Genomic DNA, 25,332 nt, shown 5'->3' with positions numbered 1-25,332 from the left:
ATTGATCGACCGGGCACCGCACATTCGGTTCCCGGTGTGTTGCCGGTTGTGACCTCAGCCGCCGCTCGGGTCCTGGGCCTTCCACCAACCGCAGAACTCGTCGAGGGCGGCCCACAGGCTGACCTTGGGCTCATAGTCCAGATAATGCCTGGCCCGACTGATGTCGAGGGTGAAATCTTTGTTCATTACTTGCATGCCCAGACGCGACAGCGAAGGCTCCGGTCGACCGGGCCACATTGCACAGAATGCTTCGTTCAACGCTGCCATGCTGTAGGACAACCCGTAGGAACGATACCGGGTGACCTGAGGCAGTTGCATTTGGCGCATCACATAATTCACCACATCCCACACCGGCACCGGCGCGCCGTTGCTGATGTTGTAGGCCTTGCCGAGCGCCGAGCCCGTGACGAGCAGCCCGCTGAGCAACGCTTCGTTAAGGTTGTGCACGCTGGTGAAGTCGACCTTGTTCAAGCCGTCGCCGACGATGGCCAGACGGTTCTTGCGTTGCATTCTGAGCAGGCGCGGAAAAATGCTCATATCGCCCGCCCCGGTCACAAAGCGCGGGCGCAACGCCAGCACCTCAAGACCGAATTCCTGGGCACCGAACACTTTCTGTTCCGCCAGGTATTTGGTCGCGGCATAGGGATGCTTGAAGCGTTTGGGCACTTGTTCTTCGGTCAGGCCCAAGTGATCGCGGCCGTCAAAATAGATCGACGGCGAGGACAAATGCACCAGACGCCCGACCCGCTCCTTGAGGCAGGCCTCGACCACATTCTCGGTGACCAGCACGTTGCCTTGGTGGAAATCCTGATACTTGCCCCACAGCCCCACGGCACCGGCGCAGTGCACCACGGCCTCGACATCGCGGCACAGTTCGCGCACCAGGTCGGCGTCGCTCAGGTCACCCTGGATAAACTCGGCACCGCGCCGGACCAAGTGCTCGACGCCTTCGGCGCGCCGCCCGTTGACCCGCACGTCCAAGCCCTGCTCCAGGGCGAAACGCGCAAAGCGCCCGCCGATGAAGCCGCTTGCGCCGGTGACCAGAATTTTCATGTATTACCCCGTGTCCTTTCATTTTTCATCGCTATTGCCTTGACGCGTGCCGTCACTCCAACGGCACCAACCATTGACCACACACCTGAGCCAGATGGCCGGTCAACAGGTTCAGCAGTTGCCCGCCGTTGCGCCAATGATGCCAGTACAACGGCACATCGATCGGCTTATCTGGCAATAACTCCACCAGTACGCCTTTTTGCAACTGGTCGCGCACCTGCAATTCGGGGACAAGGCCCCAGCCCAGCCCAGCCTCCGTGAGACGGATAAAGCCTTCGGACGAGGGGCATAAATGGTGTTCGAAACCACCGTCCACACCGAGCGATGCCAGGTAGCGGTGTTGCAGGAAATCATCCGGGCCAAACACCAGCGCCGGGGTGCGGGCCAGTTGGTCGGCGCGCACTCCGCTTGGAAAGTGCCGCGCAATAAAAGCCGGGCTGGCCAGCGCGCGATAACGCATGGCGCCGAGCAACAGACTGCGGGCGCCGGCCACCGGGCGTTCGCTGGCGCAGATGCACGCCGCCACTTCACCGGCACGCATACGCTTGAGGCTGACCGTCTGATCGTCCACCACCAGGTCCAGCAGCAACTGTTGTTCGGCGCAAAAACCGCTGACGGCCTCGGCCCACCACGTGGCCAGGCTGTCGGCATTCAAGGCGATGCGCAAGCGCTCGGGCATGCCCTCGTCGTCCAGCGCCGGCACCTGGCTCTGCAGGTCACGTTCCAGCAGACGCACCTGTTGCACATGGTTGAGCAGGCGACGGCCGATTTCGGTGGGTGTCGGTGGCGTAGCTCGCACCAGCACAGGCTGACCGACACGCGCCTCCAGCAGTTTTATGCGCTGGGAAATCGCTGACTGCGACAGCCCCAGCACCTGGGCGCCGCGCTCAAAGCCGGCCTGCTCCACCACGGCCGCCAGGGCGGACAGTAATTTGTAGTCGAACATCAGTTTCTCTAATGAGCGATCAGTAATATTGGTTTTTCTTATACAACCTACGCCGGGACAATAGCCAGCAGTGCCTCTCTTTAATAAGGAACCACCCCATGGCCGGCGAAACCGCCCTGGCAACCCTGCTGCGCAGCATGAGCCCACACCTCAATGACGGTGACTACGTGTTTTGTACCCTGCCCGACGCCCGTATCCCGCCAGGCTGCGAAGTGATTGGCAGCTTCCGCGAACAGGAAGGCCTGACCCTGATCGTGGAACGCCAACAGGCAGAACAGGCTGGACTGGCGTTCGAATACATCGCCGCCTGGATCACTTTAAATGTGCATTCGGCCCTGGAAGCCGTGGGCCTGACCGCCGCTTTTGCCGGCGCCCTGGGCACGGCCGGCATCAGTTGCAACGTGATTGCCGGTTTTTACCACGATCATCTGTTTGTCGGCCGCGCCGATGCCCAACGCGCCATGGCCGTACTGCGCCAACTGGCGACCACTGCGGAGTAAACCTTATGTGGCAAAGCTATCTTAACGGTCTGTTGGTGGCCCTTGGGTTGATCATGGCGATCGGCTCGCAGAACGCTTTTGTACTGGCCCAGAGCCTGCGCCGCGAACACCATTTGCCCGTGGCGGCATTGTGTGTGGTGTGCGACGCGATACTGGTGGCCGCCGGCGTATTCGGCCTCGCGACAGTACTGGCGCACAGCCCTGTGCTGCTGGCGATCGCCCGCTGGGGCGGCGCCGCGTTCCTGCTGTGGTACGGCACCCTGGCGCTGCGCCGGGCATTTTCCAAGCAGAGCCTGGAACAGGGCGGCAGCCTCAAGGTACGTTCATTGCGCGCGGTGCTGCTCAGCGCCCTGGCGGTGACGCTGCTCAATCCCCATGTCTATCTGGACACCGTGTTGCTGATCGGCTCCCTGGGCGCCCAGCAAACCGAACCCGGCGCATATGTCGCCGGTGCCGCGAGCGCTTCGTTCCTGTGGTTCGCCACGCTCGCACTCGGCGCGGCATGGCTGTCCCCATGGCTGGCACGGCCTTCGACCTGGCGCCTGCTGGACCTGTTGGTGGCTGGCATGATGTTCAGCGTGGCCTACCAATTGATCAACGCCTGACAGATATTCCAAAACGCTCTGGAACCTCTATCCCACACAGTTGTTGCGTGGTTTTGCCACACCCCCGGTGCTATGATCCGGACCCTGCGCCGCAAAGAGTACAAACTCCCCGGCGCATGTTTGGCCGCCCGTGATCGGCCTTGCGCTCACCGCAACTGACCTGATTAGGAGAATCATCATGGCTTTCGAATTGCCGCCGCTGCCCTACGCACACGATGCCCTGCAGCCGCATATCTCCAAGGAAACCTTGGAATACCACCACGACAAGCACCACAACACCTATGTCGTGAACCTGAACAACCTGGTGCCTGGCACCGAGTTCGAAGGCAAGACCCTGGAAGAGATCGTCAAGTCCTCTTCGGGCGGCATCTTCAACAACGCCGCTCAGGTCTGGAACCACACGTTCTACTGGAACTGCCTGGCACCGAACGCCGGTGGCCAACCTACCGGCGCGCTGGCTGAAGCCATCAACGCGGCGTTCGGTTCGTTCGACAAGTTCAAAGAAGAATTCACCAAGACGTCCGTCGGCACCTTCGGTTCCGGTTGGGGCTGGCTGGTGAAAAAGGCTGACGGCTCCCTGGCCCTGGCTAGCACCATCGGCGCCGGCAACCCGCTGACCAGCGGCGACACCCCGCTGCTGACCTGCGATGTGTGGGAACACGCCTACTACATCGACTACCGCAACGTGCGTCCAAAGTATGTGGAAGCGTTCTGGAACCTGGTCAACTGGAAGTTCGTGGCTGAGCAGTTCGAAGGCAAGACCTTCACTGCCTAAGCAACGCTTGCAGTACAAGAGCCCGGCGATTGCCGGGCTTTTTTATGGGCGGCGGAACCAGGCGCTTGGTTACGACCACGCAGGAGCGAGAGGAATTCGCCTCTTGCCCCTGTCGGAGAAATAACCATGACCATTGGAGCACTCGCAGCACTGCCGATCGTCGGCGACTTGGCCAAAGCCGCTGGCGACATCACCAAATCGCTCGCACCGCTCGCCCAGCCATTCGCCGATGTACTGGCAAAGGCCCTGGGCAACGCTTTGGAACCGCAAAACAAAACCGTGGATTTCTCGAGCGCCCAGGAGACTGCCAAGCGCCAGGTGATCTTCTCCAACTGATCGCCCATCCCACGCTGAACACAGCAGGCGGATACCCGTCCGCCTTGCCTGTTGCCGCTGCACCTTCCCGCCGAAACCGCCAAAGCGGCCCTTGCCCCAATGTTCCTTTGACTGCCATCACCAGATTGCCAATACTCATGGCATATTGAAGGCCACCCGCATGAGACAAGGAATGCCCCTTTGAAGCTGGAACTCAAGAACAGCTTGTCGGTGAAGTTGCTACGGGTTGTGCTGCTGTCGGCGTTGGTCGTGGGCGTGGCGCTGAGCGTGGCGCAGATCGTGTTTGATGCCTACAAGACGCGCCAGGCCGTGGCCGGCGATGCCCAGCGCATCCTCGATATGTTCCGCGACCCTTCGACCCAGGCGGTGTATAGCCTGGACCGCGAGATGGGCATGCAGGTCATCGAGGGGTTGTTCCAGGACGATGCGGTGCGCATGGCCTCCATTGGCCATCCCAACGAAACCATGCTCGCGGAAAAAAGCCGCGCCCTGCAGCATGCTCCCAGCCGCTGGCTGACCGATCTGATTCTTGGCCAGGAACGCACCTTCACCACCCCCCTGGTAGGCAAAGGCCCCTACAGCGAGTACTACGGCGACCTGAGCATCACCCTCGATACCGCCACTTATGGCCAGGGGTTTATCGTCAACTCGGTGATTATTTTCATTTCCGGGGTGTTGCGGGCCCTTGCCATGGGCCTGGTGCTGTATCTGGTCTATCACTGGCTGCTGACCAAACCGCTGTCGCGGATTATCGAACACCTGACCTCGATCAACCCGGACCGGCCGAGCGAGCACAAGATCCCGCAGCTCAAGGGCCACGAGCGCAACGAACTGGGGTTGTGGATCAATACCGCCAACCAACTGCTTGAATCCATCGAACGTAACACGCACCTGCGCCATGAGGCGGAGTCCAGCCTGCTGCGCATGGCCCAGTATGACTTTCTCACCGGCCTGCCGAACCGCCAGAAACTGCAGGAACAACTGGACAAGATTCTGACCGACGCCGGCCGCCGTCAGCGCCGCGTGGCGGTGCTGTGTGTAGGCTTGGACGATTTCAAAAGCGTCAACGAACAGTTCACCTACCAGGCCGGCGACAAATTACTGCTGGCCCTGGCCGACCGCCTGCGCGCCCACAGCGGCCGGCTCGGCGCCCTCGCCCGCCTGGGCGGCGACCAATTCGCGCTGGTGCAGGCCGATATCGACCAGCCCTATGAGGCTGCCGAACTGGCGCAAAGCATCCTGGACGACCTCGAGGCGGAATTCGCCCTCGACCACGAACAGATCCGCCTGCGCGCCACCATCGGTATTACGCTGTTCCCCGAAGATGGCGACAGTACCGAGAAGTTGCTCCAGAAAGCCGAACAGACCATGACCCTGGCCAAGAGCCGCTCACGCAACCGCTACCAGTTCTATATCGCCAGCGTCGACAGCGAAATGCGCCGACGCCGCGAGCTGGAAAAAGACCTGCGCGAGGCCCTCAGCCGCGACCAGTTCCACCTGGTGTACCAGCCACAGGTCAGCTACCGCGAGCAGCGCGTCGTCGGCGTGGAAGCCTTGCTGCGTTGGCAACACCCGGAACATGGCCTGGTACCGCCGGACCTGTTTATTCCGCTGGCCGAGCAGAACGGCACTATTATCGCGATCGGCGAGTGGGTGCTGGACCATGCCTGCCGCCAACTGCGCGAATGGCACGATCAGGGTTTCACCACCCTGCGCATGGCCGTCAACCTGTCGACTGTGCAGTTACATCACACCGAGCTGCCGCGGGTGGTCAACAACCTGATGCAGATCTATCGCCTGCCGCCGCGCAGCCTGGAACTGGAAGTCACCGAGACCGGCCTGATGGAAGATATCAGCACCGCCGCTCAACACCTGTTGAGCCTGCGGCGCTCGGGGGCGTTGATCGCCATTGATGATTTCGGCACCGGGTATTCATCCCTGAGTTATCTCAAAAGTCTGCCGCTGGACAAGATCAAGATCGACAAGAGCTTCGTCCAGGACCTGCTCGATGATGACGACGACGCCACCATCGTGCGAGCCATCATCCAGCTGGGCAAGAGCCTGGGCATGCAGGTGATCGCCGAGGGCGTGGAAACCGCCGAGCAAGAGGCCTATATCATCGCCGAGGGCTGCCACGAGGGTCAGGGCTATTACTACAGCAAACCCCTGCCGGCGCGGGAGTTGGCGGTTTTTTTGAAGCAGGTGGAGCGCAATAACGCAGCGATTCTCTAATCGGGCAAAACGATACTGAATATTTCCCGCGCATAACCCTTTACACAAAATGCAAATCTTTCGCATTATGTCGCAGTTTTGCGCGGCCTCCGCGCGTCCTCTCAACAACCGAAGCAGGATGTTCGCCATGATTCGTATGCCCCTGGCCACCGCCAGTCTGCTGGCCATTGCCATTTCTCTCGCCGGCTGCGGCGAAGGTAAAGACAAAGCCGCCGCGCCCCAGGCGCCGACCCCGGCGGCCAGCACTGCCGCTCCAGCGGCGGCCGCCCCTGCCGGAAAAGTCGACGAAGCCGCCGCCAAGGCAGTGGTCGCGCACTATGCCGACATGGTGTTCGCGGTCTACAGCGATGCCGAATCCACCGCGAAAACCCTGCAGACCGCCATCGACGCGTTCCTCGCCAAGCCGAACGATGAAACCCTGAAAGCCGCGCGCACCGCCTGGATCGCCGCACGCGTGCCGTACCTGCAGAGCGAAGTGTTCCGCTTCGGCAACACCATCATCGACGACTGGGAAGGCCAGGTGAACGCATGGCCGCTGGACGAAGGCCTGATCGACTATGTCGACAAATCCTATGAGCATGCCCTGGGCAACCCTGGCGCCACCGCCAACATCATCGCCAACACCCAGATCCAGTTGGGCGAAGACAAGGTTGACGTAAAGACCATCACCCCGGAAAAACTCGCCAGCCTCAATGAGCTGGGCGGTTCCGAGGCCAACGTCGCCACCGGCTACCACGCCATCGAATTCCTGCTGTGGGGCCAGGACCTCAACGGCACCGGTCCCGGTGCCGGCAACCGCCAGGCCTCGGACTACCTGACCGGCGCCGGTGCCACCGGCGGCCACAACGAGCGTCGCCGGGCCTACCTGAGCGCCGTGACCCAATTGCTGGTCAGCGATCTGGAAGAAATGGTCGGCAACTGGAAACCCAACGTCGCCGACAACTATCGCGCAACCCTTGAGGCGGAACCGGCCACCGACGGCTTGCGCAAAATGTTGTTCGGCATGGGCAGTCTGTCCCTGGGCGAACTGGCCGGCGAGCGTATGAAGGTGTCCCTGGAAGCCAACTCGCCGGAAGACGAGCAGGACTGCTTCAGCGACAACACCCACAATTCGCACTTCTACGACGCCAAGGGTATCCGTAACGTTTACCTGGGCGAATACACCCGTGTCGACGGCACCAAAATGACCGGCGCCAGCCTGTCGTCCCTGGTGGCCAAGGCCGATCCGGCTGCCGACACCGCGTTGAAAGCGGACCTGGCGGCCACCGAAGCGAAGATCCAGGTCATGGTTGATCACGCCAACAAGGGTGAGCACTACGACCAGCTGATCGCCGCCGGCAACGACGCCGGCAACCAGATCGTGCGCGACGCCATCGCCGCGCTGGTCAAGCAGACCGGTTCGATCGAAGCCGCAGCGGGCAAGCTGGGCATCAGCGACCTGAACCCGGACAGCGCCGATCACGAGTTCTGATCAGTGCAGGCTTAACGTTAAGTGATACTGAAAATGCCCCGACCCGTTCGGGGCATTTTTTGCCGACAGGTCGAGTCAGGTCAAACCCGCAAGACAAATATGGCCGCCGCGCTCCCCTCGAACGGCACATGGATGCCACCCACCAGCGACACCAATTTGCCCGCCGCCCGCGCGGCATTCACTTGCCTGCGAGACGCAGCATCCAGTAACGTTTCCCTGAGCGTCACATTGGGACCGCTCTCCACTACCTCCCCAAACACACGCCTTAACCGTAGCCAGTAAAGCGTGTCACGAGCCGGGCGTTTGAATAGCACTTCGCCAGGTGGGCTGTAGGCCGACATGACGATGTAGCCATCGCGAATGAGTACCTGGTTCATCAGGGCCTTGAGCGTTCCATCGGTACGGCTGACTAGCGCGTTGTACAAAAGAATGGGCGTGTGATCGGTACGAAAGGTGAGCCGCGTGTATAAGTGTGGCTGGGTCACCAGCCGCCAATGGCCCTGTGCCGTTCTCACCGTCGTGGGAAGCAGCGTCAACGGATCTCCCAGCCGCACGTGGCTCGAAGGCGAGGCCAGACGCCAGTCCTGCAAGGTACGTTGCATGGCGGTAATCCCCCACGCAGTGAGCCCGTTCGGGTTGGCCCGGTTGAACAACGTACGGGCGACATTGACCTGGCTGTCGATCGTCAGCATCGGGAACGCCTGCGCGACCGAGGCGGTGAGAGGCTTCTGGAAGGACATCGTCGTGGCATTGACCCAACGGCGATCCTGGGGCGCGAAGCTCGCTATACGGGGCTGGTCAAAGAGGTCCCTCCTGAGCATCGTTTCAAATTGCCCATACGTCCGAAACGGCTGATTGGGATCTCGCATAAAAACAAAATGGCGAGGCACTTCACCCACAGTGGCCGATGCACCGGAGGGCAGAATAGGAAAGTAGCGCTGATCAATCTTGACGTAGTCGGTACCGATCAGCGCGGCGGTTCCGCCAATGCGCCGGTAAATTCCCAGGTCGGCGTTATGTAACTGGAGTTCGGCGGCATCGATGGTTTGCCCCCAGTCGACGAACCGCTCAAGCGGCTGCCTGACGGGCCTGGCCTGGCTGAGGCCGGGAAGCGGTTCCAGCGGTGTGAGCGGCGTGCCGGAAGAATCGCCCCCTCGCAGGCGTAGGGACAAACGCCTGGGCGTCACCATCAAGTATTGGTTGAAGGCATCGAGCGCGGTGCCCGCTCTCAAGGTGTGAACGACATCCAATTGAAATTCAAGTTCACGCCCGGGTGGGAAGTTGAATGACTCAAACACCAGCCGAGCATTGTCCTGGCTGAGAAACGGATAGAGCTGCCTCAACTCTTCTTCAGGCGATAAGCCACCTTTCAACCCTTTGCCGGGGTGTGATCCCACTTCCCAACGGCCCTGCGAGTCAAGGCGAATAGGTGCATGGTGATACTGATAAGGCTTGCGTACATCCCTGACGCGCCAAGCCTGCTCGCCACCTTCATCGAGGATCGAAAACCAGCGATTTTGCGCACGGAGAAAATACTGCCGAGTGCCCTCCACGGTCGACACTTTGTAGTAGATACCTTTGCCCTCCCACCCCTTTAGAACCAGCAGATCAGCGGGTTTGCTTCTCAAGGCCATGTGCGGATTCAACCCCCGCGAAGCGGCGGTTGCCGCGCCGGTGCGGGCACCGACAGCACCATCCACCAGCGCCCCGATGAACTCGCCCAAGGCGCGGACAAGGTGATGCGCCGCTTCCCCGCGGTCACCAAGGCTGGCGGCGTCCATAGCGTTGAATATTGAAAACAGGCTCCTGGCCAGCCCAATCGGCAACATGACCTTGATCGGCAATACCATGGCGGCGATGTCAAAAGCCGTGGTTGCAACCGTAATGGCTGTGTCAACGTCCGTTTCAGTGGTGGTTCTCGACTGAGACCCGGCGTCGTTGATCGCGAAGTTAGCTTCTACCTCATAGGCTTCCTCGAAAATGTTACCGGCGATCCTGGGCATATGCATCATGGTCATGTCGCCTCGCCCACGCAAAATGCTACGGACATGGCGCTGCTGCGCTTTTTCCACCCGGCCCACCAGATACTCGCGCCAGGAGCTGTTATGGGTGAAGCCACTAGACAACTGGTCATCGGCGAACTCATAGAACACACGCCCACCAGGCGCTTGCGGCGCGTAGACCACGGTCGAGCCGACGCTCGAGGAGGCACTGCGAAACAACCACACACCGCGTACCCGCTGGCCGCGCAATTTCAGGGATTGCACCACCACCCGATGCCCCTCGACGGTCTCCCGCCGATCACTGTCCACCGGTTGATCCAGCACCACCCGCACCCAGTTGAAGCCCCGTTCCAAGCGGTCCGGCAAGAAATCACCGGCGATCTTCGCTTCGATTGCATCCAGCCTTACCTGTCGTTCAATGACGCGGGCAAAGTGGCTTTTTTGCGCCAGGGCTGCGGGCGAGGTGATCAAGCGATCCTTCAGCAGGGCGTCGTAGCTGTCGCCGATGTTGGCGCTGCGAACCAGGTCCTTCACCTGCCCGACGGTCAGGTCCGAGTAGACTGCGCCACTCTTGTCGGTCAGGCGGGAGAAGTTGGCAAAGTTGAAGTCCAGCCCACCGACATTTTCCAGAGCCAGCTCGGTCAAGCTGCGTTTGCGCTCGGTATAGAGCGGCGTACCGGGTTCCCTGGGCACAGACGATGCAGCGCCTGGTACGTAAACGATGGGCGGGGTATGGGGCTCGCGTGTATGGACCAGAATTTCGTCTGGATTTGCCTGCAGTCCGAATTGCGCCTTGAGGAGCCCGCGTAATTGGGCATTGCCATAGGCCAGCAAGGCGGTTTTATCACTGAATTGGGCCAAGGTCGGCAGACCCTCGGTGTCCGACAGATTCGACAGTTCATCGCAGTAGCCCTGGATCGCCTCGTGCCAGGCAAGTTTGTCGGCGGCACTCGCACCTTCAAGAAAGATTTTGAGCTGGGCCTGGCCACGTTTTTTAAGCCGCGCCAACAATACCGGGCTGCCATCGAAAGCCCGCGTCAAATCGGTCGCCAGGTCCAGGCTCTCCGCCAGCCGGGAACGGTCTTGCGTAGCGGGAAAGGCCTGGTAGCGCATGAGGGTCGAGATGAAATCGGCTCGCAGCTTTTGGCATTGATCTTCGATGGCGTGGATGAAAGGCGAGTCTAACCATTCGAGGTATGTGAATTGATCACTGGTCTTGTCCTCACGGTGCAGAGCCAAACCCTGTGGCTGATCGTTGTCAGCCATCAGCGCCAGAAGACTGGAGAATTCGCTAGGATGGTTGAGGCGACGGTGCAGTTCGCGGTCGAGACTGGCCAGTGAATCAAACTCTTCAAGGCCGTTGTTCGGACTGAACAGCAGCACAATACCCAGGTTGCTGCCCGCATTAACGGGCCGCACTTGCAGCTCGGCGGGCGTGTCCGATTCCCAGGTGTTCTGTGCGTCCTGTGGGTCGCGGGCGGTCAAGACAAACGCGCCGTGGAGCAACGCATCCGCGGACGCCGCGCCCTTGAGCGCCAGGCCATAGGCACACGGTTTATAGCCCTTGAGCGCGCGGCGGGCCAACGCGTCGGGATAGCGCAACAACTTGTCGAACAGCGCCTCGCCCGCCGCCGTAACCAGGCCATCGCCTTTGAGCAAGGCCACTTCAGTGCGCAGGTGTTCGAGACGTTTATCCACCAGCCATTGTCGACGGCTGCGCACATCGGTCGAACCTCGCGGCATGGCCCAGTAAGTTTGCGTAAAGGTCAAATAACGAGAGGTCAAAGCGCCGCCCAGACTATCGACGAAGCCATCGAACGCCAGGCCGTTCAGTTCAGGTATGAGCGGCGGATCGCCTTCGTCGGCCGGTGTCCGATAGAACCGGGTATCGCGACTGGCATGGGTAGACGCCTGGCCGGTCACGATACGTTGCACCACGACGTCCAGCACTGTCGGCGCCAAGGGCGAGGGGGCCAGCGTATCCTGTAACGTCGTTTGCCCGAATGCTTGTTCCTCGCCGCCCTGAACATAGTCCTTGCGCACTTCCAGGCGCGGCATCAGGTCGCTGAAATGGCGGTCAAACTCGTCCTGCACAAACGTCTCGAACCTGGGCTGCTGGGCCAGCTCTTCCAGGAGCTGGAGATTGAGGGTCGACAGTTTCTCTACCAACGCCATTTGTGACGGGTTGTCATTGGCGTTCAGTCGTCGTATCAACGACGGGGTGGTTAAAGACTCAAACAGCATGGTGGGTCTCTTAAACAGAATAAGGAACCCCATGCTGACGAACCCGACAGTGGTCCGTGCTTTGCATATGTGTCGCTCGCCCATCCGCCGCACCGGTTTACATGCCCTGCCCCCCAGGTAGAATGGCGCCTCTGTTCCCTCATCCGAGCTCACTTCATGGCGTTGCCGACCCTGCGCATCATCGGTTTCATCATCGGCATCTTCCTGATCACCCTCGCGATCGCCATGGTCGTGCCCATGGCCACCCTGGTGATCTTCGAACGCACCAGTGACCTCCCATCCTTCCTGTGGGCCAGCCTGATCACCTTTGTCGCCGGCCTGGCGCTGGTGATCCCCGGCCGCCCCGAGCAGGTGCACCTGCGCCCGCGCGACATGTACCTGCTCACCGTCAGCAGTTGGCTGGTGGTGTGCGTGTTCGCCGCGCTGCCGTTCCTGCTGACCCAGCACATCAGCTACACCGATTCGTTTTTTGAAAGCATGTCCGGCATCACCGCCACCGGTTCCACGGTGTTAAGCGGCCTGGACAGCATGTCGCCGGGCATCCTGATGTGGCGCTCGTTGCTGCACTGGCTTGGGGGCATCGGCTTTATCGGCATGGCGGTGGCGATCCTGCCGCTGCTGCGGATTGGGGGCATGCGCCTGTTCCAGACCGAGTCCTCGGACCGCTCGGAAAAGGTCATGCCGCGATCGCACATGGTGGCGCGGCTGATCGTGGCGGCTTACGTGGGCATCACCATTCTCGGCAGCCTGGCATTCTGGTGGGCCGGCATGGGCCTGTTCGATGCGATCAACCATGCGATGTCGGCGATTTCCACCGGCGGCTTTTCCACCTCCGATCAGTCCCTGGCCCACTGGCAACAACCGGCGGTGCACTGGGTGGCGGTGGTGGTGATGATCCTCGGCAGCCTGCCGTTCACGCTGTATGTCGCCACGTTGCGCGGCAACCGTCGGGCGCTGATCAAGGATCAGCAGGTGCAGGGCTTGCTAGGCTTGCTGTTGGTCACCTGGCTGGTACTCGGCACCTGGTACTGGTGGACCACCAACCTGCACTGGCTGGAGGCCTTGCGCCACGTAGCGTTAAACGTCACATCGGTGGTGACCACCACCGGTTTCGCGCTGGGAGACTACAGCCTGTGGGGCAACTTCTCACTGATGCTGTTTTTCTATCTGGGTTTTATCGGCGGCTGCTCAGGCTCCACGGCGGGCGGGATCAAGATCTTCCGTTTCCAGGTCGCCTATATCCTGCTCAAGGCCAACTTGAACCAGTTGATTCATCCGCGCGCGGTGATCAAGCAAAAGTACAACGGCCACCGCCTGGACGAAGAGATCGTGCGCTCGATCCTGACCTTTTCGTTTTTCTTCGCCATCACCATCTGCGCCATCGCCCTGGCCCTTTCGCTGCTGGGGCTGGACTGGATGACCGCACTGACCGGCGCCGCCAGCACCGTGTCCGGGGTCGGCCCGGGCCTGGGGGAAACCATCGGCCCGGCCGGCAACTTCGCCAGCCTGCCGGATGCGGCCAAGTGGATCCTGTCGCTGGGCATGCTGTTGGGCCGCCTGGAAATCATCACAGTCTTTGTTCTGTGTATCCCGGCGTTCTGGCGCCACTGAGGGTCGACGCGTCCTGCAACCGCGCCCGGAACTCGCCGGGCGTGGCATCGAACCAGCGGCGAAATGCGCGGAAGAAATTGCTCGGATCGGCAAAACCCAACAGGTAGGCGATCTCCAGCAGGGTCATGCTTGGCTGCGCCAGGTATTGCTCGGCCAGTTCCCGCCGGGTGTCGTCGAGCAGGGCCTGGAAACTGGTGCCTTCTTCCTGCAAACGCCGTTGCAAGGTGCGCTGCGACAGGTGCAGGGTCTGGGCTACCACCTCGCGTTTAGGCTCGCCCTGAGGCAATAAGCGACACAGTACCTGGCGTGCCTTGTGGGTCACGCGACTTTCCGAGAACCGCGCCAGGTATTCGCCGGCAAACCGATCATGCAGCAGCGCCATGGCTTCGTTGGCGGTGGGCAGCGGCGCGTCCATATCGGCGCGTTCAAAGATCAGCGCGTCATACGGCGCATTGAATTCCAGCGGTGCGTGGAATGCCTGTTTGTAAGGCGCCAGATCGAGCGGTTGCTCACCCTGCAGCAAAACTTTGCGCGGCTGCAGGGAGCGCCCGCTCAGCCAGCCACAGAGCGCCAGCGCGCTGGCCAGGGACGCTTCGGCGCTCTGTCGAGTCGGTGGGAGATGATCACCATGCACCGTCAGAATCAGCGCATAGCCCTCGGGTAACAGGCGGAAACTCAAGTCGGCGCTTTCGGCGATGATCCGCTGATAGCGCACCAAGCGCATAAAGCCTTCAGCCAGGGTGTTGCTGGACATCAACGCATAACCGGCCACATGAAACGATGCCGGACGCACCACCTTGCCCATGTTCAGGCCAATCGCCGGGTTGCCCGACAGCTCGACCGCACGCTGCCACAGGCGGGTCATGGAATCCTGCGGGAACCGTGCATCGGGGTCGCTCAGGGCGGCGTAGTCCAGGCCCAGTTGCCTGAACAGGGCTCGGCAATCCAGGCCGTCCATTTCCAACGCCTTGACTATCCCCATCGCCCAGCTTGCAGAAGTTGTTCGTTCGCTCATGGCGTCTTCTTAATGAAAGCAGGCTCAAAACGGCAGCCAGGAAGGCAAGGATACTAAAGTGGCATCTATTGTCACTGGCTGTTACCACTGATCACTCTAGACTCAAATAAGCTCCCCGCCGAACACCCGTCGGACGGGATAACAATAAAGGGCAGGCCAACGTGGAAAACATCAAGCGATTCAACAGTTTCGCCGAATTCTACCCGTACTACCTGCAGGAGCACGGCAACAGTACCTGCCGCCGCCTGCATTTTATCGGCACCACTCTGGTCATCGGCATCCTGGCCTACGCCATTGGCCGGGGCTCGCTTGGCTTGTTGCTGGCGGTGCCGATTGCCGGCTACGGCTTTGCCTGGGTGGGGCATTTTTTCTATGAAAAGAATCGTCCGGCAACCTTCCAGCACCCGTTCTACAGTCTGTTGGGGGATTTTGTGATGTACCGCGACATGATTCTGGGCAAGGTGCCGTTCTAGGTGGGGTGGATATAAAAGTCTTTTTGTCATTTACACTGCTGTATCCTGCGAAGGCTTGTAGAACGCGCGGAATCACCTGCGATTGAAAAAACAGACTTTGCAAGGAGCGACGACGATGCACGAGATCCCTAATCTCCCCTTCCCAAGCCTGCACGAAACTGAGCAGCCAACACCGCAGCAGGCCAGCGCCCAGCAGCCTGAGGCCAAAGAAGCCAAACCAGTCGACAGCGAACGCCAGGACTGACGCCGTACCAGACCGTGTGGAAAGCGCACCGTTGAGCGCTTTCCACACTGCCTGAAGCCACGAGATACCCGCCATGACCGATACCCTCCCCGACACCCCGGATGCCGCCTTGCTCGACGCTGCCTTGCAGATGGTCGAGGTGTGGAACCGCCTGAGCGCCGATAAACAAGCCATGCTGCTCAAACGCTTCGGTACTCAGGAAAACGCCCTGGCCGCTCTGGTGACTACGCAATTGCTGAGCCCCGCCCAATCCTGAGTTTTTTGCGGTTTGATGCCCTGCGCGGGCATAAGCACCGGTATCATTAGCAGCCTATCTTTACCTGCTGCAAATGTGGACGTTTTCCCATGCCCGATACCCAGCGCCCCATGGCGGTCACGCTGCAAGTTGTTTCCATTGTTTTATTCACCTTTATCGGCTACCTGAATATCGGCATTCCCCTGGCGGTATTACCGGGCTATGTGCACAGCGAACTGGGCTTTGGCGCGGTGATCGCCGGGCTGGTTATCAGCGTGCAATACCTGGCCACGTTGCTCAGCCGCCCCTACGCCGGGCGCATTATCGATAACCTGGGCAGCAAGCGCGCCGTGCTGATCGGCCTGGCGGGCTGCGGCCTGAGCGGTGTGTTCATGCTGCTGGCCGCATGGTTCTCCAGCCTGCCGGCGCTGAGCCTGGGCAGCCTGCTGATCGGCCGCCTGGTGCTGGGCAGCGCGGAGAGCCTGGTGGGCTCGGGCGCCATCGGCTGGGGTATCGGCCGGGTGGGCGCGGCCAACACCGCCAAGGTCATCTCGTGGAATGGCATCGCCAGCTATGGCGCGCTGGCGGTCGGCGCACCGCTGGGGGTGCTGCTAGTCAGTCACCTGGGGCTGTGGAGCATGGGCGTGAGCATTATCCTGCTGGCTGCCGTGGGCTTGCTGCTGGCGTGGAATAAAGTCGCGGCGCCGATTGTCAGCGGTGTGCGCCTGCCCTTCATGAACGTCCTGGGTCGCGTGCTGCCCCACGGCTGCGCGCTGGCCCTGGGGTCGATCGGCTTCGGCACCATCGCGACGTTTATCACGCTGTATTACACCACCCAGCACTGGGACAACGCGGTGTGGGCATTGAGCCTGTTCGGCGCCAGTTTCATCGGTGCGCGCCTGTTGTTCGGCAACCTGATCAATCGCATCGGCGGGTTTCGAGTAGCGATTGCCTGCCTGTCGGTGGAGATCCTCGGTCTGCTGTTGCTGTGGCTGGCCCCGGACGCCCACCTGGCCCTGGCGGGCGCGGCGTTGAGCGGCTTCGGCTTTTCCCTGGTGTTCCCGGCGCTGGGAGTGGAGGCGGTCAACCTGGTGCCGGCGTCCAGTCGCGGCTCGGCGGTGGGCGCGTATTCGTTGTTCATCGATTTGTCGCTGGGCATCACCGGCCCGCTGGCCGGCGCAGTCGCGGCGGGCTTCGGTTTTGCCTCGATCTTCCTGTTCGCCGCCCTCGCCGCCCTGGGTGGCTTGCTGCTGAGCCTGTACCTGTACCGCCAGGCACCCAAGGCCCGCGAAGCGCGTGACGCCTAGAAGTCGACCTTGCCGCGCCCGGCCTTGATGCTGCCGCGCTTGGTCTTGGATTCCAGGCGACGCTTCTTCGACCCCAGGGTGGGCTTGGTCGGACGACGCTTCTTCTCAATCTTGGTGGCGCTCTGGATCAACTCCACCAGACGCTCCAGCGCGTCCGCGCGATTCTGCTCCTGGGTCCGGTATGACTGGGCCTTTAGCACCAGCACGCCGTCGCTGGTGATGCGACTGTCGCGCAGTGCCAGCAGCCGTTCCTTATAGAACTCGGGCAACGACGATGCCGGAATATCAAAGCGCAGGTGCACCGCGCTCGACACCTTATTCACGTTCTGCCCACCGGCGCCCTGGGCACGGATGGCGGTCAGCTCGATCTCGGCATCGGGCAGGTGGACGTTGTTGGAAATGACCAGCATCACTCAAAAACCTTAGGCAACGGATAAGCCAAACGTGGATAACAACATCGACAACAAAGCCACCTGTAAAATGAAAATACCCTTGATCGCTTTGCTAAGCACTTTATCACTCATTCAAACTTCGCAGTCTTTCGCGGATCTTGCCAATGGCAAGAATCTCTATGTGCCATGTGCCACGGAGCGGATCTCAAGGCAACGGGACCACTGGCCGGGAAAAGCAGCCCGCCTACACCTGACCTTACAACCTCCGCGTTCAAAAAACGCCTGACTGATTATCCGGGCGTAATTGTCTCTTCGGTCATCCTTCGTCCCAATGAAAACTTGACTCCAAAACATTGCAGCAAAATGGTGTAAAGCTACCGCCGCGCGCGTGGAGCCTTCAAGACTTTCTCGATTTGAATCAATACGTGAGTGGTGTCATTTTAAAAAGCCGGTGAATGTCTCTCGGTGTATGAGATTCCGCCGTGGGTGGTGTTTATGTGTGACATGACCATCGGGTTTAAGCGACTACTTTCTCAACCACGGCAGGACGCCATGAGCCGCGCAGTTGCACGCGTTCCCACTTATTTCATCTGCTGCCATACATTTCACGTCTACACAGCACGGCCATATCGCCTCATTCACTACAAGACAACTGAAAAATGTAGTCCGGGCTATTGAAAGTCTTGCCGGTCATGCGTTCAAGAAGGCCGACTTGCTCTGGTGATAGGTCGTACTCATAGATCGCATCTTCAGGCTCACTCCAGGACATTAGGCCCGATAATTTGTCGTACTGATCGGCAGGAATTTCAATACTGAAAGCCACCCCCTCGGTTTTTTTATCGAATGCAAGAATTTCATGCTGCATGTTGAGGCTCCTATCAAGATTATTTTGGCGTGGTTCGGCTTGGCTCGGCGTCCTTTGTGCGCTCTCCCGTATCAGGGGGGGAAATCTCCAAGATGTTTGCCTTGCTTGTCGTAAAGTTCAACCCGGCCATTCTCATAGTCCCACTCATAAATGCATCCCTTGCGATCTTTCCAGCGCTTACGCTTTTGCCCCCCGCCTTTAACTGAGCGGACTGAGTACCGCATCGGGAAACGCTGTCAGCCCCTTGGGGCAGGGTGTGTACAAACTCAGCAATAAAAAAATATATTCGAAACAAGCTGAATTTTGCGTCTACTTTTCCCACGCTTATCATCGAATATGCTGATTCCAGCTCCTTGATCCTCCCTCGTAGGCTCACTCCCCCATACAAGGAAGTGAGCCCGTCATGTCTGAACGTGCCTACCCGATCACCGAAGAAGAACAACTCAAACGGCGAATCCTCACCCCGCAGCCATCGCGTGCGCCCTATTCGCCGCCTATCGATTTATTCATCCCATCCCCAGCCCCAACACCCAAGCCGGCCAAGCCTCCCGGCTGCACCTTCCTCAAACCCTGCCAACTGCCAGATGGCCTCACTCACTACACGGACCCCGCCGGTTACGTACCGCTGGAGTTGATCAGCGAGTACGGTCATTTCAGCCTGTTGGGTGGGCGGGAAGTGGACGCCCGGGGCGCGGTGGCCTTGCGCAAGATCGGTGGCAGCGCCTTGCCGGTCGGTTTGGGGCAGTTGGCGTTGCGTACGGCGGTGGCGGAATCGGCCATTGCCGCAGCCGGGTCTATGGCCGCTGGCTTGTTGGCCGGTGTAGTGGGGTGGGCTTGGCCGGGAAAGTTGGGCGATAGCGCGTTATATAGCGAAGAGCAGTTGCGCTCGATGCAGCGAGCGCGGTCGCAGATGCGACTGCAAATTGAGCAGCGTGAGGACGGCACGCTCAGGGGTTATGGGTTTTACACAGGCAACCATGCCGCCTGGCAGATGATCGATGTGGTGCAATTCCAAAGCCGTGACGAGCAGTTTGTTGCGGATTTGGGTGAGGGTGTTGAACTGATCTGGACTCCCGCCGTTGATCCAAGTGACACGCTGGGTATTCCGGCTCTGGAGGCTGCACCGCAAGCGCCGGTGATCTGGATTTACCCACCGACGGAGAAGGCGGCACAGATTCTGGTGAACCCGGTATATCCGCCGCAATATCGGGATTTTATTCTGGTGTTCCCGGTGGAGTCGGGGGTTCGGCCGCTGTATGTGGTGGTGAGTGTTCGAAGAAAAACACTTCCGGCACTCGGTCATGGTTATCACACGGCGCCGACTACGGAACAAATCACCGGTTTCTCTGGTTTGAGGAACATAAAAGGAATGACCCCAAAGCAGGGAGGTGCGGGTATACGGAAACGATGGACGGATGCCAAAAACAGAAAAACCTTTGAATGGGGCTCGGCAGAAGGGGAGCTGGAAGTTTACTTGATAGGTGACGGGAGCCATATTGGTGCGTTCAATCATATAACTGGCGAAAGAACAAAACAGCCAAACCCAAAGAGAAACGTCAAAAAACACCTGTGAGGAAAAACACCTATGAGCCTCAGAGTCATGCTCGAATGGTTTGAAAAACCCACCGGTTTCGGAGTGAGAGAAGAACTGTCAACTATATTTGAAGATGCTCATTCGATACTTGCTTCGCTTGAGCTAGAGAAAGACTATCAAATTTTCGATGGTGCTTACGATCTTAAGAAAAATTGGATAGCGGTCCTACAACCTCACTTCAAACATGAGGTAAAACAAGACAACTATGACTATCAGATATCATTCCACCACCAGGGGCCTTGGCCATACTGAGTATGTACTGGTAGCGAGTGGCCGGTTCCGCGAAGGAGCCACATGGGACTCAAAGTGAGACTGGAATGGTTCGACAGAACCACAGAGTGGCTACGCGGAACGGAGCACTCGGCGGATTTAGGAGACGATTACTCCGTGATTTCCAAGCTCGGGTTGTCAGTAAACGAGGACGTCAATAACGGCATGTTTAAACTGCGGCAGGAGTGGTTATCACTGATCCAAGCGTACTTCTTTCATGAGATTACTTTTTCAGAAAACGACTACTTCATTGGGTTTGATTACGAACATGCACACAAGTGATACAGACTAAGAGCCCTTTCAACGAAGAACACTTCTCCTTTGTGTCTAAAACCCTGAAAAGCAAATGCCCCGACAAGTCAGGGCGTTTGCTTTCAGCTGGTGCAGGCAGCGTTTTCACACAGCCCGCATATTTTGCTTACTTTAACGCCGCTCCCGCCGGCGCCAACGCCGCTTCAGCACTGCGCTTATTCTTGATCCAATAACACACCGCCATAAACGCCACCCACACCGGGATCGCGTACACCGACACCTGAATCCCCGGGATCATCAGCATGATCACCAGGATAAACACCACGAACGCCAGGCACACATAGTTGCCGTACGGGTACCACAGCGCCTTGAACAGCGGCATCTGGCCAGTGCGGTTCATGTGCTGGCGGAACTTGAGGTGGGAAAAGCTGATCATCGCCCAGTTGATCACCAGCGTGGCTACCACCAGCGACATCAGCAGCTCCAACGCGTGTTGCGGGATGAAGTAGTTCATCAGCACCGCCACCAGGGTCACCGCCGCCGAGGCGAGGATCGAACGCACCGGCACGCCGCGCTTGTCGATCCTGGCCAGGGCCTTGGGCGCATCGCCTTGCTCGGCCATGCCCAGCAGCATGCGGCTGTTGCAGTAGGTGCCGCTGTTGTACACCGACAACGCCGCCGTCAACACCACGAAGTTGAGGATGTGTGCCGCGGTGTTGCTGCCCAGCATCGAGAACACCTGCACGAAGGGGCTGCCGCTGTAGGCGTCGCCGGACGCATTCAGCGTGGCCAGCAGGCTGTCCCACGGCGTCAGCGACAACAGCACCACCAGGGCGCCGATGTAGAAAATCAGGATGCGATAGATCACCTGATTGATCGCCTTGGGGATCACAGTGCGTGGCTGATCGGCTTCGGCAGCGGTGAAACCGAGCATTTCCAGTCCGCCGAAGGAGAACATGATGATCGCCATGGCCATCACCAACCCGCCGACGCCATGGGGGAAGAACCCACCGTGGTCCCACAGGTTACTGACCGATGCCTGCGGGCCGCCGCTGCCGCTCACGAGCAGATAGCTGCCCAAAGCAATCATGCCGACAATTGCCACGACCTTGATAATGGCAAACCAGAACTCGGCTTCGCCGAACACTTTGACATTGGCCAGGTTGATCAGGTTGATCAGCACGAAAAACGCCGCCGCCGAGACCCAGGTTGGAATCTCCGGCCACCAGTAATGCACGTATTTGCCGACAGCCGTCAGCTCGGACATGCCCACCAGAATGTACAGAATCCAGCAGTTCCAGCCCGACAGAAAGCCGGCGAAACCGCCCCAGTACTTGTGGGCAAAATGGCTGAAGGAACCGGCGACCGGCTCTTCCACGATCATTTCGCCGAGCTGGCGCATGATCATGAACGCAATGAAGCCGCAGATGGCATAACCCAGGATCATCGACGGCCCGGCGGATTTAAGCACGCCGGCCGAGCCCAAAAACAGGCCGGTGCCGATGGCGCCGCCCAGGGCGATCAACTGGATATGACGGTTTTTCAGGCCACGTTTCAGTTCGCCTGAAGAGGAATGGGGTCCACTCATGGAAAAGGTCTCACGCAAGGTTTGATGATGTTGAATGCACGTTGCTGCGTTGAATCTCTGCTCAAGCAGCGCCGCTCAAACCCCAGCGCAGGCACCAGGAGTACAGCGTTTTTCTAATGGTCATGCGTCACCTGTTTGTTTTTATCTGTGACGAAATCGAACCCGTCCGGCTCGTGGCCAGGCGGAGTGATCAGGGTGGGTGAACCCTGAGGTCTTGGCCTTTTGCGTAGGCACGCAACGGGCGTCACAGTAAAACGCGCGCATTGTACACGGCTCGACAGCCTGCGGCGGCCATCGCCTGACACGTGCGACGATCTGTCAGGCATTCCTTACAGGGTAAGAATGTTCAATATTGTCTCGATCAATACGTAAATTAATCGTTACAGCACGGAAATTCTGCGTTACAGCTGTAAATTTAATAGAAATTGACGGTAGGAAATTTCCTCAGAATTGGTAATCGCAGCCTTTTGAATTTTCTCAAAAAAACAATCACGCAAAAAATCAGAACAAAAAATCCAAATGAAACCGTGTCAATAAATTTTTTGCATTCTGAAACACCCTCACCTAGGTTTCCCACTTGCCCAGCGATGCCGCTGGCAAGCCGTTCTCAAACAACGTCCTCTAGGAGATACACCATGCAAGTACTGGAAAACGACCTGGAAACCGAACTGCAACTCGACGATTGGTTTGAAGCGCCGACCCATGAGGCCGCCGTTGAAATGATGCAAGCCGACGCCGTTGTGCCGTTTGGCACCGCGATGTGGCCTTTCTAAGCCTCGACAGGCATCCGGCAGGTGCTGTGCACGGCACCTGCTTCCTTACCCAAGGCATACAAGGACACCCGTCATGGACAAGGCCCGCGCCGTCGAACATTTTCTCTACTACCTCGCCCATCACCCGGCCCTTAACGGCGTGAACTGCCCGACCGTGCTGCTGGGCCACACCGAACGCTACGACGCCATCGCACAGGCCATCACCCAAGGCAGCGCCGGCCGCTTCAATTTCCAAGTGCAGCGCCTGGGCTTGACCGCCAGCGATGCCCTGGCCCAGGCCATCGACACCTGTGACCTGTACCTGTTTCTGTACGACTCTTCCACGCTGCCCAACCCACGCGCAGAAGGCCCGGATTTTATTCGCGCCTTGCAAGACGTGATGGCTGAGCATTGGAAGAAGTCCCTGCTGTTCAAGGATTACGGCGACTATTTCTACGATACCTTCAGTGTCGAGCCCCAGCGCATCGCCGATCTCAATGCCACGCTGATCCGGCGTATGGGCCAGGCCAACGTGCTGAGCTTTACCGACAAGCACGGCTCACGCCTTGAAGCGCCGCTGAGCAGCATCAAGAAGTGGACGAATATTAACGGCGTCGGCAACCACGACCTGGCGCCCGGCGAGATTGCCACCCACAGTGAGGCGATCAATGGCCAGGTGCGATTCATCGGCACCTTTCTCAGCACCATCCCTTTTGCGCGCAAATACGGCGTGCTGCAATCGCCCCTGGAGCTGTGGATCGAGAACTCCACCATCTGCAGCGTGGCCAGCGACGTGCCGGGGCTGGCGGATGACTTCAACAAATACCTCAACGCCAACCCGTCCAACCGCCGTGTGGAGGAACTGGGGATCGGCACCAATGAAGGCGTCAAGGACCTCTACGCGCGCAATGCCGGTTTCGAGGAGCGCCATTGCGGTCTGCATCTGGGACTGGGGGGTGGGCAGAAAGGCAGCCATCACCTGGATTTGATCTTTGCCAGCGGGGTGTTGGCGCTGGATGACAAACCCGTGTTCGATGGCAGGTTTGCGTTCTAGCGCCAGCTGCAAGTCGCAAGCCACAAGCAAAAAAAAGCGCCAACCCGTAAGGGCTAGCGCTTCTTCTTACAGCTTGCAGCTAAAAACTTACCGCTGCCCTTAAGGCTTCTTACGACCAAACCCTGGACGCTGGCCGGAACCGGCCGGGGCGCCGCGACGCTTGCCCGACGGCTCGTCCGCCACCAGTTTAGGGCCGGGGCGCTTGTTCGCTGCCGGCTTGGCTGGGCGCTTGGTGCTGGCGCTGTCGGCCGGGCGATCGGCTTCACCACGGTTGCTGCGACCGCCGGCCGGGGCTGGCCGGGGAGTGCGTGGTGCACGCTCGCCTTCCTGGCGCGACGGTGCGGTCGGGCGACGCTCGCCTTCGATCTGCGGCTCGCGGGAGATACGCCCACCGGTCGCCGGTGCATTGAGCGCCGGGCGCAGGGTGCGCGCCACACGTTCGGTACGCGCCACCGGACGCGACGATTTACGCTGCATACGCTCAAGCTTGTCTTTGCTCTTGGCGTTCATCTGCGGCATCGCCACCGGGGTCAGGCCGACTTCGGCGCTGAGAATATCGACTTCGTACTGGCTCATTTCGCGCCAGCGGCCCATCGGCAGGTCGGAGTTCAGGAACACCGGGCCGAAACGCACGCGCTTGAGGCGGCTGACCACCAGGCCCTGGGACTCCCACAGGCGACGTACTTCACGGTTACGGCCTTCCATTACCACGCAGTGGTACCAGTGGTTGAAACCTTCGCCGCCCGGAGCCTGCTTGATGTCGGTGAACTTGGCCGGGCCATCTTCCAGCACCACGCCGGCCTTGAGGCGTTCGATCATTTCGTCGTCGACTTCGCCACGCACACGCACGGCGTACTCACGGTCCATCTCGTAGGACGGGTGCATCAGGCGGTTGGCCAGCTCACCGTCGGTGGTGAACATCAGCAGGCCGGTGGTGTTGATGTCGAGACGACCGATGTTGATCCAGCGGCCTTCTTTGGGCTTGGGCATCTTGTCGAACACGGTCGGACGGCCTTCCGGGTCGTCACGGGTGCAGATCTCGCCATCGGGCTTGTTGTACATGATCACGCGGCGCACCGATTCGGCGGCCTCTTCACGCTTGATGACCTTGCCATCAATGGTGATTGCGTCGTGCAGGTCGACGCGCTGGCCAAGGGTGGCCTCGACGCCGTTGACCTTGATGCGCTTCTGGGTGATCCAGGCTTCGACGTCACGGCGCGAGCCCACGCCGATACGCGCCAGCACCTTCTGCAGTTTTTCGCCTGCTGGGCCGATTTCCTGGCTGTCGTTCTGGTCTTTGTCGTTCATCTTAAGCACCTCCCGGTGGGTCGATTCAGGCGTGGCCTGAAGGGTATTGAAAGCGGGGCTTTGGCCGAATAGCTCGGCAAAGGGTCGCGAATCATACGCGCATGGCGCGCATTGCGCATCAGAGACTAGTCGATTAGCGCCAGGTCATTTGCTTTTCCGCCGACCGGTGATGCCCAAAGCACCAGAGAACCGATGCGGGAGGGGGTT

25 protein-coding genes and 1 pseudogene are annotated in these 25,332 nt (G+C 59.7%); 17 read left to right on the top strand and 9 right to left on the bottom strand.

From position 1 onward, the window contains the following. Positions 1 to 54: 54 nt before the first annotated feature. Entirely contained in the window at positions 55 to 1,053 is a 999-nt protein-coding gene (locus OSC50_RS04770; RefSeq protein WP_266246512.1) for an NAD-dependent epimerase/dehydratase family protein, read from the bottom strand. Between the two features lie 52 nt (positions 1,054 to 1,105). Then, positions 1,106 to 1,999: a LysR family transcriptional regulator ArgP gene (locus OSC50_RS04765; protein ID WP_253509111.1), complete on the bottom strand. Its 894-nt coding sequence runs from the start codon at positions 1,997 to 1,999 to the stop codon at positions 1,106 to 1,108. Positions 2,000 to 2,097: 98 nt separating this feature from the next. On the opposite strand from OSC50_RS04765, the gene OSC50_RS04760 reads away from it, so the two are divergent. The 6 genes from OSC50_RS04760 (at position 2,098) to OSC50_RS04735 (ending at position 7,918) form a co-directional block, all read left to right on the top strand. Further along, positions 2,098 to 2,499 carry an ACT domain-containing protein gene (locus OSC50_RS04760; protein ID WP_181080107.1) on the top strand — a complete coding sequence of 134 codons (402 nt, stop codon included), beginning with the start codon at positions 2,098 to 2,100 and terminating at the stop codon, positions 2,497 to 2,499. Positions 2,500 to 2,504: 5 nt separating this feature from the next. Further along, positions 2,505 to 3,104, top strand: a complete 600-nt coding sequence (locus tag OSC50_RS04755; protein WP_181080106.1) for a LysE/ArgO family amino acid transporter — start codon at positions 2,505 to 2,507, stop codon at positions 3,102 to 3,104. A gap of 178 nt (positions 3,105 to 3,282) precedes the next feature. Continuing rightward, complete coding sequence (locus OSC50_RS04750) at positions 3,283 to 3,879, top strand: superoxide dismutase (protein WP_003212997.1); 597 nt, start codon at positions 3,283 to 3,285, stop codon at positions 3,877 to 3,879. A 126-nt stretch (positions 3,880 to 4,005) separates the two neighbouring features. Beyond that, a complete protein-coding gene (locus OSC50_RS04745; RefSeq protein ID WP_181080105.1) occupies positions 4,006 to 4,215 on the top strand; it encodes a hypothetical protein in 210 nt (69 codons plus the stop codon). Between the two features lie 180 nt (positions 4,216 to 4,395). Continuing rightward, a complete protein-coding gene (locus OSC50_RS04740; protein WP_181080104.1) occupies positions 4,396 to 6,447 on the top strand; it encodes a putative bifunctional diguanylate cyclase/phosphodiesterase in 2,052 nt (683 codons plus the stop codon). Between the two features lie 127 nt (positions 6,448 to 6,574). After that, a complete protein-coding gene (locus OSC50_RS04735; RefSeq protein ID WP_266246516.1) occupies positions 6,575 to 7,918 on the top strand; it encodes an imelysin family protein in 1,344 nt (447 codons plus the stop codon). A gap of 80 nt (positions 7,919 to 7,998) precedes the next feature. Here the strand turns inward: OSC50_RS04735 and OSC50_RS04730 are convergent, their stop codons facing one another. Continuing rightward, positions 7,999 to 12,198: a dermonecrotic toxin domain-containing protein gene (locus OSC50_RS04730; protein WP_266246518.1), complete on the bottom strand. Its 4,200-nt coding sequence runs from the start codon at positions 12,196 to 12,198 to the stop codon at positions 7,999 to 8,001. 123 nt (positions 12,199 to 12,321) lie between these two features. Between OSC50_RS04730 and OSC50_RS04725 the strand changes: the two genes are divergently transcribed. Beyond that, a complete protein-coding gene (locus tag OSC50_RS04725) occupies positions 12,322 to 13,776 on the top strand; it encodes a TrkH family potassium uptake protein (protein WP_181080102.1) in 1,455 nt (484 codons plus the stop codon). Here the strand turns inward: OSC50_RS04725 and OSC50_RS04720 are convergent. Continuing rightward, positions 13,733 to 14,791, bottom strand: a complete 1,059-nt coding sequence (locus OSC50_RS04720) for an AraC family transcriptional regulator (RefSeq protein WP_266246520.1) — start codon at positions 14,789 to 14,791, stop codon at positions 13,733 to 13,735. The genes OSC50_RS04725 and OSC50_RS04720 overlap by 44 nt on opposite strands. A gap of 161 nt (positions 14,792 to 14,952) precedes the next feature. Here OSC50_RS04720 and OSC50_RS04715 point away from each other — a divergent pair, with 161 nt between their 5' ends. The 4 genes from OSC50_RS04715 (at position 14,953) to OSC50_RS04700 (ending at position 17,050) form a co-directional block, all read left to right on the top strand. Continuing rightward, entirely contained in the window at positions 14,953 to 15,264 is a 312-nt protein-coding gene (locus OSC50_RS04715; RefSeq protein WP_181080100.1) for an Mpo1-like protein, read from the top strand. Between the two features lie 115 nt (positions 15,265 to 15,379). Further along, positions 15,380 to 15,508: a hypothetical protein gene (locus OSC50_RS04710; RefSeq protein WP_266246522.1), complete on the top strand. Its 129-nt coding sequence runs from the start codon at positions 15,380 to 15,382 to the stop codon at positions 15,506 to 15,508. Between the two features lie 73 nt (positions 15,509 to 15,581). After that, a complete protein-coding gene (locus tag OSC50_RS04705) occupies positions 15,582 to 15,764 on the top strand; it encodes a hypothetical protein (RefSeq protein WP_181080099.1) in 183 nt (60 codons plus the stop codon). Between the two features lie 89 nt (positions 15,765 to 15,853). Continuing rightward, entirely contained in the window at positions 15,854 to 17,050 is a 1,197-nt protein-coding gene (locus OSC50_RS04700) for an MFS transporter (protein ID WP_253509118.1), read from the top strand. Here the strand turns inward: OSC50_RS04700 and arfB are convergent. Further along, entirely contained in the window at positions 17,047 to 17,460 is a 414-nt protein-coding gene (arfB, locus tag OSC50_RS04695) for an alternative ribosome rescue aminoacyl-tRNA hydrolase ArfB (RefSeq protein ID WP_266246525.1), read from the bottom strand. The two genes, OSC50_RS04700 and arfB, sit on opposite strands and share 4 nt — an antisense overlap. 70 nt (positions 17,461 to 17,530) lie before the next feature. Here arfB and OSC50_RS04690 point away from each other — a divergent pair. Then, positions 17,531 to 17,897, top strand: a pseudogene (locus tag OSC50_RS04690) (cytochrome c). 179 nt (positions 17,898 to 18,076) lie between these two features. On the opposite strand, the gene OSC50_RS04685 reads toward OSC50_RS04690, so the two are convergent. Both OSC50_RS04685 and OSC50_RS04680 read right to left on the bottom strand, forming a co-directional pair. Further along, a complete protein-coding gene (locus OSC50_RS04685; protein ID WP_266246527.1) occupies positions 18,077 to 18,307 on the bottom strand; it encodes a DUF7683 domain-containing protein in 231 nt (76 codons plus the stop codon). Between the two features lie 71 nt (positions 18,308 to 18,378). Continuing rightward, positions 18,379 to 18,531, bottom strand: a complete 153-nt coding sequence (locus OSC50_RS04680; protein ID WP_349679104.1) for a colicin E3/pyocin S6 family cytotoxin — start codon at positions 18,529 to 18,531, stop codon at positions 18,379 to 18,381. 179 nt (positions 18,532 to 18,710) lie between these two features. On the opposite strand from OSC50_RS04680, the gene OSC50_RS04675 reads away from it, so the two are divergent. Genes OSC50_RS04675 through OSC50_RS04665 form a run of 3 tightly spaced genes read left to right on the top strand, consistent with a single transcriptional unit; the run spans position 18,711 to position 20,453 of the window. Then, positions 18,711 to 19,880, top strand: coding sequence for an S-type pyocin domain-containing protein (locus OSC50_RS04675; RefSeq protein WP_266246529.1), 1,170 nt, complete (start codon positions 18,711 to 18,713; stop codon positions 19,878 to 19,880). A 12-nt stretch (positions 19,881 to 19,892) separates the two neighbouring features. Then, positions 19,893 to 20,153: a colicin E3-like toxin immunity protein gene (locus OSC50_RS04670; RefSeq protein ID WP_266246531.1), complete on the top strand. Its 261-nt coding sequence runs from the start codon at positions 19,893 to 19,895 to the stop codon at positions 20,151 to 20,153. A 42-nt stretch (positions 20,154 to 20,195) separates the two neighbouring features. Further along, complete coding sequence (locus tag OSC50_RS04665; RefSeq protein ID WP_266246533.1) at positions 20,196 to 20,453, top strand: colicin E3-like toxin immunity protein; 258 nt, start codon at positions 20,196 to 20,198, stop codon at positions 20,451 to 20,453. A gap of 136 nt (positions 20,454 to 20,589) precedes the next feature. Here OSC50_RS04665 and OSC50_RS04660 read toward each other — a convergent pair whose 3' ends face one another. Then, positions 20,590 to 22,011 carry an amino acid permease gene (locus tag OSC50_RS04660; RefSeq protein WP_266246535.1) on the bottom strand — a complete coding sequence of 474 codons (1,422 nt, stop codon included), beginning with the start codon at positions 22,009 to 22,011 and terminating at the stop codon, positions 20,590 to 20,592. Positions 22,012 to 22,646: 635 nt separating this feature from the next. Here OSC50_RS04660 and OSC50_RS04655 point away from each other — a divergent pair. Both OSC50_RS04655 and OSC50_RS04650 read left to right on the top strand, forming a co-directional pair. Next, positions 22,647 to 22,784, top strand: a complete 138-nt coding sequence (locus OSC50_RS04655) for a hypothetical protein (protein ID WP_034100099.1) — start codon at positions 22,647 to 22,649, stop codon at positions 22,782 to 22,784. A 73-nt stretch (positions 22,785 to 22,857) separates the two neighbouring features. Then, positions 22,858 to 23,817, top strand: coding sequence for a CgnE/CgnB domain-containing protein (locus OSC50_RS04650; protein ID WP_266246539.1), 960 nt, complete (start codon positions 22,858 to 22,860; stop codon positions 23,815 to 23,817). Positions 23,818 to 23,916: 99 nt separating this feature from the next. Here the strand turns inward: OSC50_RS04650 and rluB are convergent, their stop codons facing one another. After that, positions 23,917 to 25,125, bottom strand: a complete 1,209-nt coding sequence (gene rluB / locus OSC50_RS04645; RefSeq protein WP_181080089.1) for a 23S rRNA pseudouridine(2605) synthase RluB — start codon at positions 25,123 to 25,125, stop codon at positions 23,917 to 23,919. Positions 25,126 to 25,332 lie beyond the last annotated feature (207 nt).

It is taken from the genome of Pseudomonas quebecensis, assembly GCF_026410085.1.
Classification (GTDB): Bacteria; Pseudomonadota; Gammaproteobacteria; order Pseudomonadales; family Pseudomonadaceae; genus Aquipseudomonas; species Aquipseudomonas quebecensis.
This window is presented reverse-complemented; position numbering and strand designations above follow the sequence as displayed.

Coding starts and splice junctions, on each gene's coding strand:
- OSC50_RS04770 (WP_266246512.1), bottom strand. CDS start 1,053: ATGAAAATTCTGGTCACCGGCGCAAGCGGCTTCATCGGCGGGCGCTTT.
- OSC50_RS04765 (WP_253509111.1), bottom strand. CDS start 1,999: ATGTTCGACTACAAATTACTGTCCGCCCTGGCGGCCGTGGTGGAGCAG.
- OSC50_RS04760 (WP_181080107.1), top strand. CDS start 2,098: ATGGCCGGCGAAACCGCCCTGGCAACCCTGCTGCGCAGCATGAGCCCA.
- OSC50_RS04755 (WP_181080106.1), top strand. CDS start 2,505: ATGTGGCAAAGCTATCTTAACGGTCTGTTGGTGGCCCTTGGGTTGATC.
- OSC50_RS04750 (WP_003212997.1), top strand. CDS start 3,283: ATGGCTTTCGAATTGCCGCCGCTGCCCTACGCACACGATGCCCTGCAG.
- OSC50_RS04745 (WP_181080105.1), top strand. CDS start 4,006: ATGACCATTGGAGCACTCGCAGCACTGCCGATCGTCGGCGACTTGGCC.
- OSC50_RS04735 (WP_266246516.1), top strand. CDS start 6,575: ATGATTCGTATGCCCCTGGCCACCGCCAGTCTGCTGGCCATTGCCATT.
- OSC50_RS04730 (WP_266246518.1), bottom strand. CDS start 12,198: ATGGGGTTCCTTATTCTGTTTAAGAGACCCACCATGCTGTTTGAGTCT.
- OSC50_RS04725 (WP_181080102.1), top strand. CDS start 12,322: ATGGCGTTGCCGACCCTGCGCATCATCGGTTTCATCATCGGCATCTTC.
- OSC50_RS04720 (WP_266246520.1), bottom strand. CDS start 14,791: ATGAGCGAACGAACAACTTCTGCAAGCTGGGCGATGGGGATAGTCAAG.
- OSC50_RS04710 (WP_266246522.1), top strand. CDS start 15,380: ATGCACGAGATCCCTAATCTCCCCTTCCCAAGCCTGCACGAAACTGAG.
- OSC50_RS04705 (WP_181080099.1), top strand. CDS start 15,582: ATGACCGATACCCTCCCCGACACCCCGGATGCCGCCTTGCTCGACGCT.
- OSC50_RS04700 (WP_253509118.1), top strand. CDS start 15,854: ATGCCCGATACCCAGCGCCCCATGGCGGTCACGCTGCAAGTTGTTTCC.
- arfB (WP_266246525.1), bottom strand. CDS start 17,460: ATGCTGGTCATTTCCAACAACGTCCACCTGCCCGATGCCGAGATCGAG.
- OSC50_RS04685 (WP_266246527.1), bottom strand. CDS start 18,307: ATGCAGCATGAAATTCTTGCATTCGATAAAAAAACCGAGGGGGTGGCT.
- OSC50_RS04680 (WP_349679104.1), bottom strand. CDS start 18,531: ATGCGGTACTCAGTCCGCTCAGTTAAAGGCGGGGGGCAAAAGCGTAAG.
- OSC50_RS04675 (WP_266246529.1), top strand. CDS start 18,711: ATGTCTGAACGTGCCTACCCGATCACCGAAGAAGAACAACTCAAACGG.
- OSC50_RS04670 (WP_266246531.1), top strand. CDS start 19,893: ATGAGCCTCAGAGTCATGCTCGAATGGTTTGAAAAACCCACCGGTTTC.
- OSC50_RS04665 (WP_266246533.1), top strand. CDS start 20,196: ATGGGACTCAAAGTGAGACTGGAATGGTTCGACAGAACCACAGAGTGG.
- OSC50_RS04660 (WP_266246535.1), bottom strand. CDS start 22,011: ATGAGTGGACCCCATTCCTCTTCAGGCGAACTGAAACGTGGCCTGAAA.
- OSC50_RS04655 (WP_034100099.1), top strand. CDS start 22,647: ATGCAAGTACTGGAAAACGACCTGGAAACCGAACTGCAACTCGACGAT.
- OSC50_RS04650 (WP_266246539.1), top strand. CDS start 22,858: ATGGACAAGGCCCGCGCCGTCGAACATTTTCTCTACTACCTCGCCCAT.
- rluB (WP_181080089.1), bottom strand. CDS start 25,125: ATGAACGACAAAGACCAGAACGACAGCCAGGAAATCGGCCCAGCAGGC.